12 protein-coding genes are annotated in these 15,876 nt (G+C 67.8%); 3 read left to right on the top strand and 9 right to left on the bottom strand.

The genetic code is table 11. The features are described from left to right. Positions 1 to 97: 97 nt before the first annotated feature. The gene (locus Amac_RS28790; protein ID WP_155357541.1) at positions 98 to 253 is read right to left on the bottom strand and encodes an FxSxx-COOH-like cyclophane-containing RiPP peptide; all 156 of its coding nucleotides are present in this window, start codon (positions 251 to 253) and stop codon (positions 98 to 100) included. A 220-nt stretch (positions 254 to 473) separates the two neighbouring features. Here Amac_RS28790 and fxsT point away from each other — a divergent pair, with 220 nt between their 5' ends. Beyond that, positions 474 to 3,026: an FxSxx-COOH system tetratricopeptide repeat protein gene (gene fxsT, locus Amac_RS28795; RefSeq protein ID WP_281356352.1), complete on the top strand. Its 2,553-nt coding sequence runs from the start codon at positions 474 to 476 to the stop codon at positions 3,024 to 3,026. Positions 3,027 to 3,047: 21 nt separating this feature from the next. On the opposite strand, the gene Amac_RS28800 is transcribed toward fxsT, so the two are convergent. The 5 genes from Amac_RS28800 to Amac_RS28820 all read right to left on the bottom strand — a co-directional run bounded on the left by Amac_RS28800 (position 3,048) and on the right by Amac_RS28820 (position 7,936). Beyond that, positions 3,048 to 4,376 carry an HEXXH motif domain-containing protein gene (locus tag Amac_RS28800; protein WP_155357542.1) on the bottom strand — a complete coding sequence of 443 codons (1,329 nt, stop codon included), beginning with the start codon at positions 4,374 to 4,376 and terminating at the stop codon, positions 3,048 to 3,050. Further along, on the bottom strand, positions 4,373 to 5,533 hold the full coding sequence (locus Amac_RS28805) for an FxsB family cyclophane-forming radical SAM/SPASM peptide maturase (RefSeq protein ID WP_155357543.1): 1,161 nt from the start codon (positions 5,531 to 5,533) through the stop codon (positions 4,373 to 4,375). The genes Amac_RS28800 and Amac_RS28805 overlap by 4 nt, the downstream gene beginning before the upstream one ends. Before the next feature lie 187 nt (positions 5,534 to 5,720). Further along, positions 5,721 to 6,248, bottom strand: coding sequence for a GNAT family N-acetyltransferase (locus tag Amac_RS28810; protein ID WP_170322695.1), 528 nt, complete (start codon positions 6,246 to 6,248; stop codon positions 5,721 to 5,723). 80 nt (positions 6,249 to 6,328) lie between these two features. After that, positions 6,329 to 7,021, bottom strand: a complete 693-nt coding sequence (locus Amac_RS28815) for a hypothetical protein (protein ID WP_155357545.1) — start codon at positions 7,019 to 7,021, stop codon at positions 6,329 to 6,331. Between the two features lie 36 nt (positions 7,022 to 7,057). Then, on the bottom strand, positions 7,058 to 7,936 hold the full coding sequence (locus tag Amac_RS28820; protein WP_155357546.1) for an oxidoreductase: 879 nt from the start codon (positions 7,934 to 7,936) through the stop codon (positions 7,058 to 7,060). Positions 7,937 to 8,049: 113 nt separating this feature from the next. Here Amac_RS28820 and Amac_RS28825 point away from each other — a divergent pair, with 113 nt between their 5' ends. Further along, positions 8,050 to 8,877 (top strand): helix-turn-helix domain-containing protein, encoded by an 828-nt coding sequence (locus Amac_RS28825; protein ID WP_155357547.1) that lies wholly within the window; start codon positions 8,050 to 8,052, stop codon positions 8,875 to 8,877. Between the two features lies 1 nt (position 8,878). Here Amac_RS28825 and Amac_RS28830 read toward each other — a convergent pair whose 3' ends face one another. The 3 genes from Amac_RS28830 to Amac_RS28840 form a co-directional block, all read right to left on the bottom strand. Beyond that, positions 8,879 to 9,910, bottom strand: coding sequence for a methyltransferase (locus tag Amac_RS28830; RefSeq protein WP_218041338.1), 1,032 nt, complete (start codon positions 9,908 to 9,910; stop codon positions 8,879 to 8,881). Positions 9,911 to 9,913: 3 nt separating this feature from the next. Beyond that, positions 9,914 to 11,050, bottom strand: a complete 1,137-nt coding sequence (locus Amac_RS28835; RefSeq protein ID WP_155357549.1) for an acyl-CoA dehydrogenase family protein — start codon at positions 11,048 to 11,050, stop codon at positions 9,914 to 9,916. Positions 11,051 to 11,154: 104 nt separating this feature from the next. Beyond that, entirely contained in the window at positions 11,155 to 13,947 is a 2,793-nt protein-coding gene (locus tag Amac_RS28840) for an AfsR/SARP family transcriptional regulator (protein WP_155357550.1), read from the bottom strand. A 105-nt stretch (positions 13,948 to 14,052) separates the two neighbouring features. On the opposite strand from Amac_RS28840, the gene Amac_RS28845 reads away from it, so the two are divergent. Beyond that, positions 14,053 to 15,876, top strand: coding sequence for a non-ribosomal peptide synthetase (locus Amac_RS28845; protein ID WP_155357551.1), 1,824 nt, complete (start codon positions 14,053 to 14,055; stop codon positions 15,874 to 15,876).

Raw genomic sequence — 15,876 nt, forward strand, 5'->3', positions numbered from 1 at the left:
TACCGCCCCGGTCCATGACGGCGAGTCTCGCCGACGTTGGATGGTACCCCCGATACGGGATTATTTCCCAGGACGGATGGTTTTGGTGGGGCCCTTGCTACAGGGCTGCCTGGAATCGGGACAGTGGATCCTCACGCAATGCCGCTTCCGCTATCACACGGCTGATCGCCTTGCTGAGAACACCGTGATCAAGAGCTGCGATTTCAGTCAAGGTCATCTTTTCGGTGTCCACAAGCGTGGTGTGTTCCGTCATTCGGAGTCCTCCCGGGATCGGCCGCTCGCGTGTCGCGTCACCCTTGTTAATAGAGGAGAATGCGTGCTAAGTCCATAGCCGCTCAACCTAAGTCCAGAGGGCCCCTCGACGGTCGCGATCTAATCCGGTTTAGGGTTGGCCGAATTTATTTCGTGTTTCGGACGGCGGTCGATTGTGCGTTAGCATCACTGAAGTGTCGCCCAGTTACCCGGAGGCGTTTGTGGTCGATTCTGACACGCAGGGTAAGGGTCCCGCGGGAATTGGTTTTTCTGCACCCGAAGTATGGGGGAACGTTCCGCAGCGAAACACCAGTTTCACGGGCCGGTCGGAGTTGCTTGATCAGCTGCGCGAGCATCTCACCGGGCAACGGGACGCTGTGGTGCTTCATGCGCTGCAGGGATATGGCGGCGTGGGCAAGACCATGCTCGCGATCGAATATATCTATCGTTACTCCCGGGACTACGAAGTCATCTGGTGGGTCCCATCGGACCAGCAAGCCCTGATGCGAAGCGCGCTCGCGGCGCTCGCGCCTCGGCTGGGCATTACCGGTCTTCCGCCGGACAAACTCGATGAAGCGATCGGTGCGGTGCGTGACGCTCTCAGGCGCGGCCAACCGTATGGTCGATGGCTGGTGGTCTTCGACAACGCCGACCAGCCCGAGGATCTCAAGGAGGTGCTCCCGCACGGCACCGGGCATGTGCTCGTCACTTCGCGCAACCACCGCTGGAAGCAGTCGGCCAAGACGCTCGAAGTCGACGTGTTCATGCGGGAGGAGAGCCAGGAGTTCCTGGGGCGGCGGGTGCCCGGCATCAGCGAGGCCGACGCCTACCGCCTGGCCGAGAGCCTGGGAGACCTGCCGCTCGCCCTCGAACAGGCCGGCGCGCTGATGTTCGAGACGGCCATGAGCGTCGACACCTATCTGGACCGTCTGTCCGAGGAGGCCGGCAAGGTCCTCGGGCAGGGCACCGTGCTCGACTATCCGGTTCCGATGGCGGCCGCGTGGAGCATCTCGCTCCAACGTGTGCGCGACCAGATGCCATCAGCCATGGCTCTGCTGCACCGCATCGCCTACTTCGGCCCTGAGCCGATCCCGCTCGATCTCATCAACCTCGGGCGTTTCGTGCTGGCTCCGTCGAATCTGCGGGACACGATCCGCGATCCGTACCGGATGAGCGACGTGGTTCGTGAGATCGGCCGTTACGCTTTGGCTCGCCTGGACAACCTGCGCCGTACGCTTCAGATGCACCGGATCATCCAGGCGCTCATCCGGGAGGAACTGAACGAGAAGGAGCAGGAGACGGCGCGGCACGATGTTCACCTGCTGCTCGCCGCCGCGGACCCGGACCGGCCAGACGACTACGAGGCGTGGGAGGACTACGACAACCTGGTCGCCCACGTCGGTCCCTCGGCCATTATTGACTGCGATGATCCCGACGTGCGCAGGCTCGCCACGAATGTAGGCCGATTCCTGTTCGTCAAAGGTGACCTCAAGGCGTGTGAGGCATGGCTGAGCCGTGCCCTGGAACAGTGGACGGACAAGTTCCCGCCAACCGATCTGCACCTGCTGATCGTTAAGCGGTTGCTGTCCACACTGCTGAACGCGTTAGGCCGTTTCGACGAGGCGTTCGCCATCGGAGAAGACGCGCTCGGCCTGCTTCGGCAGGAGCACGGAGAAGAGCATGACGAGACGCTGATCATGCTCAACGTGCTGGGCGGAATCCTCCGCCAACGCGGCGAGTTCGTCCGCGCGCTGGAACTGGACGAAGGGTCGGTGCCGCTGCACACCCGGGTGTTCGGCAGCCAGCACCCCAACACCTTCCGAGCCACGAACAACTTCGCCATCGACAACGCGCTGGCCACCCGATATGAGGAGGCCCTCCGGCTGGATGAGGCGATCTACGAAGGCCGGCTGAACCACTACGGCAACGACGGTCACTACCAGGTGGCCTTCAGCCGGAACGCGATCGCCCGCGATCTTCGCCTGCTCGGGCGTTATGCCGAGGCGCGTTCCGAAGGCGAGCGAACCTTCGCCACCTACGCGGATATCGTCCGGCAGAAGACGCTCATCGAAAATCACACCGATGTGCTGCTCCAGGCCCGGGAACTGTCGGTGGCCCGGCGTAAGGCCGGCGCCTTCGACGAAGCCATCGAACTCGCCCGGACCGTGTTCCATCGTCACCGTGACACCTACGGGGAGGATCACCCCGGCACGCTCGCGGCGGCGGTGAGCCTGGCGAACGCGCAACGGCTGGTTGGAGATCACGAGCGGTCCGCTGAGTTCTCCGCGGACACCTCGGCTCGGTATGCCAAGACGCGAGGCCCTGACCACCCCTTCACCCATGGTTCGGCGTTGAACACCGCCATCGCGCACCGCCTGCTCGGTGAGCCATTGAAGGCCAAGAAGCTCTTCGAGAGTGCTTTGGCAGGCCTGACACGAAGCCTGGGCGAGGAACATCACTACACCTTGACCTGCGTGACGAACCTTGCCAGCGTGCTGGCGGATCTCGGGGACAACGCGGAGGCGCGACGCCTGGGCGAGGAGAGCCTGGAGCGTTTCCGCAACGTGCTCGGCCTGGACCATCCGCACACGCTCGCCTGCCAGGCCAATCTGGTGCTCGACCTCAACGCGCTGGGAGAGACCGAACGGGCGGCCGACCTGAAGGATGACGCGATCAAGCGATTCACCCGTGCGCTGGGCGAAGACTATCCAGATGTGCTTGCTGTCCAGCGCGGGTTACGGCTCGACTTCGACTTCGAGCCGCCGAACGTCTGATCGCTGGTTCCGGGCGTTTCGTCAGATGTTGCGCTCGGCCCAGCGCTTCTGGTGTTCCAGCGCGGCTTCATGGGCCCGGCGAGCCGCGGCGAAGGGGACGTCGTCGTCGCGCCAGCCGTCGATGGCTGTCGCCATCCCGCTGACGAACGCGTCGCCGGCCGGGGTGAGCATCCCGCAGACGCGCAACGTCTCGATGACGTCGATCGTGTGTTGCCGCCAGCGGGCGTACTCGGCGTGCGCGTGCAGCGCTTCCTCGCCCTGATCGAGGAAACGCTGGACTCGCCAGAAGGCGGCCACCGCGAGGTGTGCGTAGGCGCCTTGGAGGAGAGCCATCAGGGGACGTGGATCCTCTCGCCAGGGGGCGTACCAGAGCGGGCGGTCGGCGTGGTCGTGGGCCGCGGTGAGCGGGATGAGATCGAGGAGGGCCCAGAGCTTCGAATGCTGGACCTCGTGGGACAGCAGCGAGGCCAGCATCCGGCCGTTCGGCGGGAGCGAGCCCGCGAAGGCGCCGAAGGCATAGCGTGACGTGGCACTCGTCGGCCTGCCTGCTGGGCGGGACAAGGGGACGAACGTGGTCACTCCCCCGAGCACCTCCTCGGCGTACCACGGATGGTGGTTTTTCAGCAGGACCCAGGCTTCGGTCAGCGCCTGCTGCCACTGCTGTACGGTGCCGGGTCGCTGGCGGGCGGCCGGCCAGCCTTCAGGAAGCCGGAACGGGTCGATGTCATCGAGCAGCACGTGAAATGTCTCGTTTCGGTGCGTCGTCGACAACCGGCGCAGGCCCATCCAACCCTCCGCGTAGTGCTCCGGGTTGCCGGGCACGGATGCCGACATCCCGCCGCTCCAGAGTTGGGCGCCGTCGGCGTGCGTGCTCACCGTTACCCGGGTCGTGGTACGGCGCGGCACGCCGTACACACGCGCCACTCCGAGCGAGGGCAGGACGAGGCGGCCATTGGGGACCGTGACCTCGAGCGTGGTGGTGGCGCCCGCCCGGATCGCGGCTGCCAGGGCCAGGCCCGGCAGGTAGGCGAAGGAGAGCGGGCCACCGGTCTTGGACGGAAGGACGCGGAGCAGCATGCGAATCGCCCACGTCCCGACCGAGGGGTAGGTGAGCACTGCTTCGACTGCTTCCGGAGCGTCCTTCTGCAGGTTGGCGAGCAGGTCGTAGGCTTCGGCGAGTTCCCAGGCCCGCTCGTGGCCCATGCGCTCCGCCGTGACGACCACGTTCCGGACCAGGAGCAGATGCTTGCTGCGTTCCGCTTTGGCCAGGAACTGCATGGCGCGCCTGCCACCCGCACCGGTGGCGAGTTCGGAGAAGACGTCGCCGGGGACCGTGTATGGGCGGGTCAATGTGCCTGCCCTTTCGGTAGATCGCGCTGGATTCGTGACCGTACGTGGTGGATCAGGCGATAGAGATCGGCGCAGTAGACCGAGGGGTTCAGATGCCCGGTGCCCGGGCGATATCGGTGCGCGTAGAGGCCCCCGCCGCAGATTGTGCTGAATCTGCACGCGCGACACGTTTCGGAAAGGCCTTCGAGGCCGAGTTGCCGGGCGGCCACGCCGGGATGGTGCAGGGCCTGGTCGAGGTCATGGTCAGTGATGTTGAGTCCCGTCATTGCCGCGCCCGGGCCGACCACTTTGAGGAAATCGGATTGCTCGATGGTGCCGTCAGTTTCGATCACCAGGAGCGTCGAGGGGGTGAGGCCGATGGTTTCGACCCCGGAAGTGCCGCCCAGAAGCAGATGAATGATCTCCTCGAAGAGGCGGATTCCGGTGACGGGCTGCCCCTGGCCGTACCAGTGGTCGAAAACGGTGATCAGCCAGTCCGCGTACGGCGCCGCCGACGTGTCCGTGGACTGGCCGGGTGGGGGTTCCGCCCAGGTGCCGTGCGGGAGAAGCAGGTCGATCTTGGGTGGCAGGAAGGACGCCAGCGACTCGTAGATTTCCACGGGGTCATTGGCGAGATCGATGGTGCACAGGATGCCGCCATAGACGGAGCGGTATTCCGGACGGCCCAGAAGTTCGAGTGCCCGGGCCACCGCCCGGTAGGAGCCGCGCCCTCCGACGGTCTTGCGATGGCGGTCGTTGACCTCCTCCCCGCCGTCCAGGCTGACCCCGACGCGCACGCCTTGGTCCGCGAACAGAGCGAGATAATCCTCATCAAGAAGGACGCCGTTGGTCTGCATGCTGAATTCGACGTCCACATCCGGCGCGGCGGCGCGCATCGTGGTGATGATCTCGGATAGCCGGTCGCGACCAGCGAGGAGCGGTTCTCCGCCGTGCAGGATGACCTGTACGGCCGGAATACGATGACGCGCGGCGTGTTCGGCGATTCTGCGCGCCGCGACCGCGACGATCTCCGAGCTCATCACCAGCGGCTGGCCACTCCAGCTCTGGTCGGCCAGCGTGTACACATAGCAGTAGTCGCAGGCAAGATTGCATCGACTGTGCACTTTGAGGATGAACTGCCGGAAGGGCTTCGGCTGCCATCCGGCGGCGAGCAGCATTCCGACATCGAGAGTGGCGGGCCACTCCGGCAACGCCCTTCGCTGTGGTCCTTCGATGTCGTTGCTCACGCTGGGACACTCCTGGACCAGCCCGGCATTCACTGCGATTAAGGCTATGCTAACGACGAAACCAGAAACTTAATACTCCCCCCAGTTCTTTACTGACCATAAAGGGATTAGCGCCCGCTCATATACCAGGGGATATTGGCGGGCTATGGCGCTCCATCAAGAATTCATCCCGCCACTGTCCGTCGAGAAAGACGTGGTCACGGGCCGTCCCGATGAGATGGAAGCGGTTCTTCTCCAGTACCCGGCGCGACCTCGGGTTGTCGGTGCGTACGGACGCCTCCACCCGGTGCAGGGCGAGTTCGCAGAACGCTACATCGAGGACCAGCCGTAATGCCGTGCTGGCGACGCCACGGGAGCCCTCCTTCTCCGCGACCCAGTACCCCACCCGGCCGCACTGCAGGACGCCGCGGAGGATGTTGTTGATCGTGATGAGCCCGGCCGGCTGACCGGTGAGGTAGATCAGGGCGGTCCAGCGCAGGCCACGGTCCATCTCGCCGAGGATGCGGCGGATGTGCCTGAGTTGGCCGTTCGTGGTGAAGAAGCTCTCTGGGCGGTCTGGCTCGTACGGCCGGAGGAAATCCCGGTTTTCACGGTAGATCTTGGCAAGGTCCTCAGCGAACTCGAGGCCGATTGGCCTTATCTCCACGTGCATGCGCCACCCCGCCATTTCCCTCGGCCAGGCGATGCTATGTCAGGCGGGTCACAAGATCTTTAGCTGTCCCACCCTTAGGAAAGGCGCTCGATCGTTACGGGGATCAGGCCCTCGTAGCGTGTGGTCGTCATTAGTTCCCGGAGTAGCGTGCCGACGGTGTCGTGTGGCGGATCGTTCAGGCAGGCGGTCAGGTCGATGCAGGAGGCCACGCCTGGGCCGATCTGGCGAAGATCCCAGGTGAACACGTCGTCGGCGACGCGTAGCTGGGCGGTGCCGAGCACGCGGGCTTGCGGGTCGGTGAAGTCGTCGGCGAGGGTCATCCCCCAGATCTTTTGCAGGTTCGCCAGCCGGTCCTTGCGCAATTCACTGGCGAACAGGATCCGGTAGACGCGCTTTTCGCGGAATCCTTCGGGGACCTCCGGAGGAGTAAGTCGCAGCGGGGGCGAGCCGGGTAAGGACGCGTGGTCGTGGAAATAGGTCCGCAATGTTGCCTCATCAGGCAGTGCACCGGCCCCCAGCCGGCGGTAGGCCAGCTCTGCGTCCTCCCTGCGGACCGGGACGGTTCGGACGCGGAGCCTCGGATCGGTTCGGATCGCGCGGCTGAAGGCCGCCGAACTCCACCAGTCGCCATCGGTCCACACGGCGTTGGCCAGGTCGGTCGCTGTGTGATCTTCCGCGAACATGAACTCCTCGACGGCGATTCCCTCCGGCTGCGCCGGTGAGCCGCCCTCGGGGAAGATCAAGTAGTAGTCCAGCGCCGCAGTCAAATGTGGTGTCCTTCGTTTCCGGGATGAAGAGCCTCGTTACGGCACCGTACGGGAACCGATGGTGTCCAGTTCGGCGATCGCGTCGGCCGGGAGGGTCAGTTCGGCCGCGGCGATGTTCTCCCGCAGGTGGGCGAGCGAGGAGGTGCCGGGGATCAGGCCGATGGCAGGGGAGCGCTGGAGCAGCCACGCGAGGGCGACCTGCTGCGGGGACGCGCCCAGCCGCTCGGCGACCGCGGTCAGCGTGCCGGACTGCAACGGGGTGAAGCCGCCCAGCGGGAAGAACGGCACGAAAGCGATGTTCTCCGCCGCGCACCGGTCGACCAGGGCGTCGTCCTGCCGGTTGGCGAGGTTGTAGAGATTCTGTACGGTAACCACCGGCGCGATGCCCTGCGCTTCGGTGAGCTGCTTGCCGGAGGCGCAACTGAGCCCGAGATGCCGGATCAGTCCCTCCCGCTGGAGCTCGGCCAGCGCGCCGAACTGCTCCGAGACAGGCTCGTCGTTGGTGCCGTCGACCTCGCCGAGACGCAGATTGACGACGTCCAGGGTCTCCACGCCCAGGTGCCGCAGATTCTCCCGCACCTGGGCCTTGAGGTCCTCGGGATCCCGCGACAGCACCCAGCTGCCGTCCGCACCTCGCCGGGCGCCGACCTTGGTGACGATGCGCAACTCCGCCGCGTACGGCTGCAGCGCCTCCCTGATCAACTCGTTGACGACCACGGGACCGTAGAAGTCGGCGGTGTCGATGTGGGTGATGCCCGAGTCGACCACCGCACGCAACACGGCCACCGCCTGGTCGCGATCCTTCGGCGGCCCGAAGACGTTCGGCCCGGCCAACTGCATGGCGCCGTAACCCATGCGGCTGAGCCGCAGTCCCTCCGCCGGGATGACCGAACCGCCACTGACACTCGTGGACATGACAAGCCTTTCGTTGTACGCCTGAGGCACCCATCGTCGGTGGCGACCGGTCCCGGCGGGAGTTCCCCGTTGTTCCTGGTAGCAGCAGGGACACCCACGCCTAAGGTTGAAGCATGGACGGAACGAATGCCCTCGGGGAGTTCCTACGCGCCCGCCGAGCCCTGGTTCAGCCCGAGCACGCCGGGCTTCGCGGCGGCGGGCTCAGACGAGTCCCAGGCCTGCGCCGCGAGGAAGTGGCGATACTCGCCGGCATCAGCTCGGAGTACTACCTCCGCCTGGAGCAGGGCCGCGACCGCAACCCGTCCGTCCAGGTGCTCGAAGCGCTCGCCGAGGTCCTGCGCCTGAACGCCGACACCACCGCGTACATGATCAGCCTGACCAGGCCCCGCCCGGCCGACGCCCGGCGCCCGTGGCAGCCGGAGACCGTGCCGGCCAGCATCCGCCAGCTCATCGACGGCTGGACCACCAACCCCGCCTTCGTCCAGAACAAGTTCACGGACGTGCTCGCCGCCAACGCGCTGGCGACCGCCCTCGCTCCGAAGTTCGCCCCCGGCGTCAACCTGCTGCGGGCGGCCTTCCTCGATGAATCCCACCGGGAGAGACACCGGGACTGGGAAGAGATGATGGAGGAAGGCGTGGCCGGCCTGCGGGCCCACGTCGGCCCCGACGTCGACGACCCTCGCCTGACGGAACTCGTCAACGAGCTCTCCGCCCACAGCGACCACTTCCGCCGCCTTTGGGACCGCCACGACGTCCAGCCCAAACGCGGCCGCGCCGTCAGGCTGCGCCACCCTCAGGTCGGCGACATCGAACTACTGAAGAACAAGCTCACCATCGGCGGCACCGACGACCTGATCCTCGTCGTCTTCCACGCCGAACCCGGCACCCGCAACACCGAACTCCTCGAAATCCTGAGCGGCCTCGCGGTCTCCGTCGAATGATCTACTTGTAGGCGATCGCTGCGGACGAAGTGCCCGTGAGCGGAAATGTCTCGTATTTTGAGAATCCGGCTGAGGCGCACCACTGGCGGAAGTCGGTCATGGTGAATTCGAAGCCGTCGCCGAACTCGATGAGCATGTTGAGTGACGAGAGCAGGGCGGAGAGGTTCAGGCGGCGGTTGTCGTCGATCATGTTTTCCATGACCACGAATGCTCCGCCCGGTGGCAGTGCGGCGTAGGCGGAGCGGATCAGGTGGATCTTCCGGTCCAGGTCCCAGTCGTGGAGGATCATGCACATGGTGATCACATCGGCCTGGGGCAGCGGGCCGGTGAAGAAGTCTCCCGAGGCGATGGTGATCCGGTCGGCCACCGCTGAGCTTTCGACTGTACGCCGCGCGACCGGTTCCACGACGGGCAGGTCGAAGGTCGTGCATCGCAGGTGGGGGTGGCGGGTGGCCAGGGTGATGGAGAGGTGTCCGGCGGCGCCGCCCACGTCGCAGACCGTACGGTAAGGGCCGAAGTCGAAGACCTCGGCCAGGGCGGTGAAGTTGGCCGAAGACACCCCCGCCATGCCTCGCAGGAAGAGTTCCGCGCGGTCGGGATCGGCGTACAGCTTGTCGAAGAACGGTGCCCGGCCATGCCGGACCTCGCTCTGTGCCTGGCCGGTCTGCAGCGCCTCGGTCAGCCCACCCCAGAAGGGGTAAAGCCGCTCATTGGCCAGCTCCAGCGCGGCGCCCAGGTAGCGAGGACTGCCCCGGTCGAGGAAGGTCGCGGTGGCTTCGGTGTTGGCATAGCGGGCTGTCGTGCCGTCCCCGTGGCGGTGTAGCAGGCCCGCGGCGACCAGGGCGTCGAGGAAGTCGTACACGGCTCGGGAGCGCAGGCCGAGCCGGTCGGCGAGTTCCCGGGCGGTCAGCGGCGCGGCGGCGAGCTGGGTGAACACGCCGAGTTCCACGGCGGACAGCAGCGTCTTGGACTGCCAGAAGGCGAACGCGGTCCGCATGATGTGGTCCGATGTCACCGTACGGCGGCTGGTCACGGCTCAGATGAACGCGTAGTCGGGTTGCCCGCCCAGGAGCAGCTCGCCGGCGTGCTCAAGGGTCCGGCTCTGGGCGACCACGTGCTGGCAGGCGGTGATCAGATCGCGGTGGATCCGGTCCAGCGGGGTGCGCGCGGAGTAGACGGCCTCGCCGCCGATGAGGTCGTAGAGCTCGCCGACCACGTCCCTGGCCTCGCGGAAGGCGTGGTAGCGGGCGAGCGCCACCGCGGCCCGCACCCTAGGGCTGGGCTCCCGGCCCGCGGTCAGCTCCGCCCACTGATCGGCGAGCGAGGAGTAGACGAAGCTCCGGGCGGCCGACAGGCGCATCTCGCACGAGCCGATCGCGCGCCACACCCGCGGGGAGCGCGCCCAGCGCATGCCGCCGGGTCGTTCCGTGCGCCGCGCGGCCACCTGATGCACGTAGTCGAGCGCCGCGCGGGCCGCGCCCAGCGGAACCCCCGGCATCTTCCTGTTGATGGCCTCGCGCTGGCGGGTCAGCGGCCCGGGGTGGATCGGCTGGTCGAAGGAGAAGGTGTGCTCGCGCGGCACGAACAGGTTGCTCGCGGTGTAGTCCCTGCTGCCGGAACCGGCCAGACCGGTGGTGTGCCAGGTGTCGACGATGGTGAAGTCGGACGGCTGGGCCACGATCACCCGCCAGCTCTCCGCGGCATGCACGGTGCAGCCGCCGACGATCAGGTCGGCGTGCGTGCAGCCGCTGCCGAACCGCCAGTGCCCGTCGACCAGGTAGCCGCCGTCGACCTCCCGCGCCAGCCCGGCCGGCGGCAGCCAGCCCGCCGTGATCATGTCGAGCCGGGGGAAGAGCCGCCGGGCGACGGCCGGCTCGAGGTAGCGCGCGAAGATCCCGGAGTCCATGCCGATCATCACGCACCAGCCGACGGAGGCGTCGATCCGGGAGACCTCCTCGACGATCTCGGTCTGCTGGGCGGGGGTCAGGTCCGGGCCACCCCACTCGGCCGGCATCGCCAGCCGGAACACGCCCGCCTCGCGCAGCTGCGCCACCAGATCGTCGGGTAGCCGCCTGAGCTCGTCGATCTCGTCGGCGCGGGCCCGGATGCCCGGTTCGAGCTGCCGGACGCGGCCGATTATCGTGCCGAAATCCAGGGTCGTGTCGGTGGGCATCAGGCCTCCAAGGGAGCGGCCCGGTCATTGTTGGGCGCACGCGGCGACGACATCAAGACCCCGGTGCCCGCGACCGCCCCGACGGCGGCACCACCGTGAACCTTTCATCCGGTCCGGTGGAGTTTGGCCCGCACCTCCTGCGCGTGCGGGTCGCCGATCTGTTCCAGAATCGCCAAGGCCCCCGTCCAGCTGGTACGGGCTGCGCCCACATCGGCGACACTCAGGTAGGTATCGCCCAGATGATCGAGCACGACGGTCTCGTAAGCGCGGTCCCCGAACCGGCGCAGCATCTCGACCGCGTGCTCGTAACAGGCGATGGCCTGGCCATGGTCGCCCAGCTGGTGATGCGAATAGCCGAGCCGATGCCAGGTCACCGCCTCGGCGCGTACGTCGCCCTGCGCCCGATGCAAGTCCAGGGCCCGCCGCCCGCACCTGAGCGCCCGATCATGATCGCCGAGCAACGCGTGGTACCACCCGATCGCGCTGAGCGCCTTGGCCTGACCGGTCCGATCCCCGATGACCCGATAGATCTGGTACGCCTGCCGCGCATGCGCACGGGCAGGCGCGTGCCGCCCAAGCCCTTCCAGCACCTGCGCCAGATTGCGATGGATATGCGCCTGATCAGCTTGATCGTCCACCTCCCCGAACAGATCCAGCGCCCGCAGCAGGTGATCGTGGGCTTCGCCATGCCGGGCCAGCAGCGCACAGGCGCCCGCGAGCCCTCGGTGCGCGTGCGCTTGTCCAGCCGGGCTGCCCAGCCGCCGCGCCACCTCAAGCGCGATCCGATGCGTCGTCGTCAGGTCATGCCACCGCCCCCGCCAATAAAGGAAATCGGAGTATGCCCAGGCCAGCTGCCACACATATGCGGCGAACCCGGCGGTGGCGGCGTGCCGGGTGAGCGCCTCCAAAGTAGGCCACTCGGCGGCGAACCAGGCGAACCCGGCCGCGGAGTCGGGGAGGTGCTCCACCGTGACCCCGGGCCGTGGCGGAGGCAGGGCGATCGGCACCCGGTAGGGGTCCATCAGCAGATCCGCCCCGTCGGCGGTGTGCAGGTAGTGGTCGAGCAGCCGGAGCAGGGCCTCGCGCCGCTGTTCCGCGGAGTCGAGCGCGTGGGTGCGCTCGATGGCGTACGCGCGCAGCAGGTCGTGGAAGCCGAACCGGCCTGGCGCCTGCTCGGTGAGCATGTGGGCGCGGGCCAGTTCGGCCAGCATGCGCCGGGCCGGGCCGACCGCGAGCCCGGCCAGGCTGGCCGCCGCGATCGGGGTGATCTGCGGGCCGGGATACAGGCCGAGCAGGCGGAACAGCCGCGTGGCGGGTTCGCTCAGCAGCCGGTAGGACCAGGAGAACGCCGCGCGTACGCCGCTGGTTTCGTCGCCGTCCAGGGCGTCGAGGCCGGGTCCGGCGTCGCGCAGTTCCTCGGCCAGCGCGGCGAGCGGGAAGTTCGGATGGGTGGCGGCTCTGGCGGCGGCGGTGACGAGCGCGAGGGGCAGCCGCGCGCACGAGGCGCTGATCGCGTCGGCGGCGCCGGAGTCGGCGGTCACCCGGTCGCGGCCGATGCGGTGGCTGAGCAGCTCCCGGGCCTCGGCCACGCTGAGCAGGTCGAGGGTGAGCGGCTGGGCGCCCTCGGCGGTGAGCAGGCCGGTGAGACCGCTGCGACTGGTCACCAGGACCAGGCAGCCGGGCTCATCGGGCAGCAGCGGCCGAACCTGCTCCGCATCGCGGGCGTTGTCCAGAAATATCAGGATCCGGCGGCCGGTGAGCAGGGTCCGGTACAGCGCCGCCTGCGACGAAGGTTCGACCGGCACCCGCTCCGGCGGCACGCCCAGGGCGTGCAGGAACTCCCGGATCGCCTCCTCCGGCTGGAGCGCCCGGCCGCTCGGGTCGAACCCGCGCAGGTTGACGAACAGCTGCCCGTCGGGGAAACGTTCCCTGGCCTGGTGAGCCCAGTGCACGGCCAGCGCGGTCTTGCCGATGCCCGCCGTACCCATGATCGCCGCGATCGTGACTGAGTGGTCCCGGCGGCTCTCGTCCGCGAGCCCGTCCAGTTGCGCCAGCTGGTCGCGGCGGCCGACGAATCCCCGTACCGCCAAGGGAAGCGGCGTGGAGCGGACCACGGCGGGACCTTCCTCCCGCGCCACCGCGGCGGAGTCGTGCAGGGACGGGTCGCCGCACAGGATCCGCCGGTGGGTCGCCTCAAGGACAGGGCCCGGCGGCACCCCGAGCTGCTCGGCCAGATCCTTGCGCGCCCGCCGGTACACCTCCAGCGCCTCGCCCTGGCGTCCACTGCGATAGAGGGCCACCATCAGCTGGCGGATGAACGTTTCACGCAGCGGGTGCCGGGTCACCAGTGCGGTGAGCTCGCCCACCAGATCGTCGATCGTGCCGAATCGCAGCCCGGTGTCGGCGTATTCCTCCCACACGGTCAGGCGCAACTCGTCCAGCCGCGCTGCTTCGGCGCGCGCGGCCGGGCTGTCCAGCGTGGCCAGGGCGGGGCCGCGCCACAGGCCGAGCGCGCGCCGCAGCAGCCTCCCCGCCGCGGCCGGTCTGCCGTTCTCCAGCTCCTCCCGGCCAAGCGCCACGGCCTGTTCGAAGACCCGGACGTCGAACTCCTCGTCGCGAACGTGCAGCTTGTAGCCGGGCGCGCTGGTGTGAAGTGCCTGGTTACCGAGGAGGCGGCGTAACCGGAACACGCACCCGTGCACCTGAGCGCGCGCCGAGGGCGGCGGTTCATCCGGCCACAGGGCGTCGATCAGCTCCTCGGCGGTCACCACCTGATTGGCGTGCAGCAGCAGCACGCCGAGCGCCACCCGCTCCCGTCTGGCGTTGATGGCGACCTGCGCGCCGTCCTGCCACAGCACCGGCGGACCGAGGAGGCCGTAACGCAACACCTCGTTCACACCTGCGCACGGTAGCGGGCCGATGCCGCCCGCGGAAGAGTACTGGAAGCCGGACGGAAGGCGCCGTGTCTAGCGTGGCCGCACCGACGTCAGGGGAGGGAAACGATGGGGCTGTCTCTCGTCTACGGCGGCGATCTGCCGGAGTCCGGCCCGCGGACGTTGCCGGAGCTGCTCGCCCGCGCGTCCAGGGTCACCGACGCCGAGATGATCACCTATCTGCGAGCGGACGGTTCCGAGCTGACCCGCTCTTACCCTGAACTCCTCGCCGAGGCGGAGGCGATTCTCACCGGCCTGCGCGCGCATGGCCTGCGTCCCGGCGATCCGGTGCTGCTCCAGATCGAGGACAACCACGACTATCTGCCCACGTTCTGGGCTTGCGTGCTGGGCGGCATGCCGGCCGTGCCGATGACGGTTCCTCCTGGATATGAGCAGCCGAGCGTGGCCACGGCCAGGTTGCGGCGGTCCTGGGAGCTGTGCGGTCGGCCCCTGATCGTGGCGAGCTCGCGGGTCGCGCCCGAGCTGGACCGGCTCGGCATGGGCCTGACCACCGTTGACGCCCTGCGATCTCACCCGGCTCGGTCGGATTGGTACCCGGCCCAGCCCGACGACCCGTTCGCCATCCTGTTCACCTCGGGCAGCACGGGCGTCCCCAAAGGGGTGACGCTCACCCACCGGGGCGTGCTGGCCATGCTCCGGGGTTACCTGCACCTCGTGCCCCTGACCAGCGAGGACATCAGCTTCAACTGGATGCCGCTGGAGCACGTGGCCGGGCTGCTCGCCTTCCATGTTCGCGACGTCTATCTGGGCGCTCGGCAGATCCACGCCGGCACCGAGGCCGTCCTGCGGGATCCGCTCAGCTGGCTCGACCGGCTGGACCACTACCGCGCGACCTGCACCTGGGCACCCAACTTCGCCTTCAACCTGATCAATGAACACCTCGCCGGGCACCCGGACCGGTCGTGGGATCTGTCCGCGATCCGGCACATTCTTAACGCGGGCGAGACCATCGTCCCGGCGACTATGCACCGGTTTCTGACGTCACTTGGTCTGCGCCCCGACGTGATGCACCCCTCCTGGGGGATGTCGGAGACCACCGCCGGAGTGACGTTCTCCGACCGGCTCGGCCAGGATCGGTTTGTCGACGTGGGGCCGGTGATCCCGGGCGTCTGGCTGCGTGTCACCGACGCCGCCGGCCAGATCCTGCCCGAAGGGGAGATCGGCCGGATCCAGGTGAAAGGACCCACGGTCACCCCCGGCTACTACCGCAATCCCGAGCAGGTTTTCACGGCGGACGGCTGGTTCGACACCGGCGACCTCGGCGTCCTGCGCGACGGGCGGCTCACCATCACGGGGCGCGAGAAGGACATCATCATCGTCAACGGTCTCAACTACTACTGCCAGGAGATCGAGGCCGTCGTCGAGGAGATCGCCGGAGTCGAGGCCACCTACACGGCCGCCTGCGCGGTCAGGGCCGACGGCGACGACACCGAATCCCTGGCCGTCTTCTACTGCGGCGGTGAGGAGCACGCGCCGGAGATCCGCTCGCGGGTCCTCAACGCGGTGGGCATCAGCCCGGCCTACGTCATCCCGCTCGCCAAGGAGGCCGTGCCCAAGACCGAGACCGGGAAGATCCGGCGCGGCGAACTCAGGGAGCTGTTCGACCAGGGCGCATTCCCGGCCGTACGCCTGGCCGGAGCAGTTGTGGAACCGCGCTCGGAGATCGAACGTACGTTGCTGGACGTCTGGCGGCGCGCGCTTGGAGTCGACGAGATCGGCGTGCACGACGACTTCTACGACCTCGGCGGCGACTCGCTGGTCGGCATGCGGGTGACGGCCCTCGTCCAGAACGCCGGGCTGCCGATGAAGCCCTGGCACCTGGCAGAGCATCCGACCATCGCGGAACTGGCGGCCGAGCTGGAAGGGATGTAA

Origin of the sequence: Acrocarpospora macrocephala, assembly GCF_009687865.1 — a bacterium.
In the GTDB taxonomy this organism is placed as follows: domain Bacteria; phylum Actinomycetota; class Actinomycetes; order Streptosporangiales; family Streptosporangiaceae; genus Acrocarpospora; species Acrocarpospora macrocephala.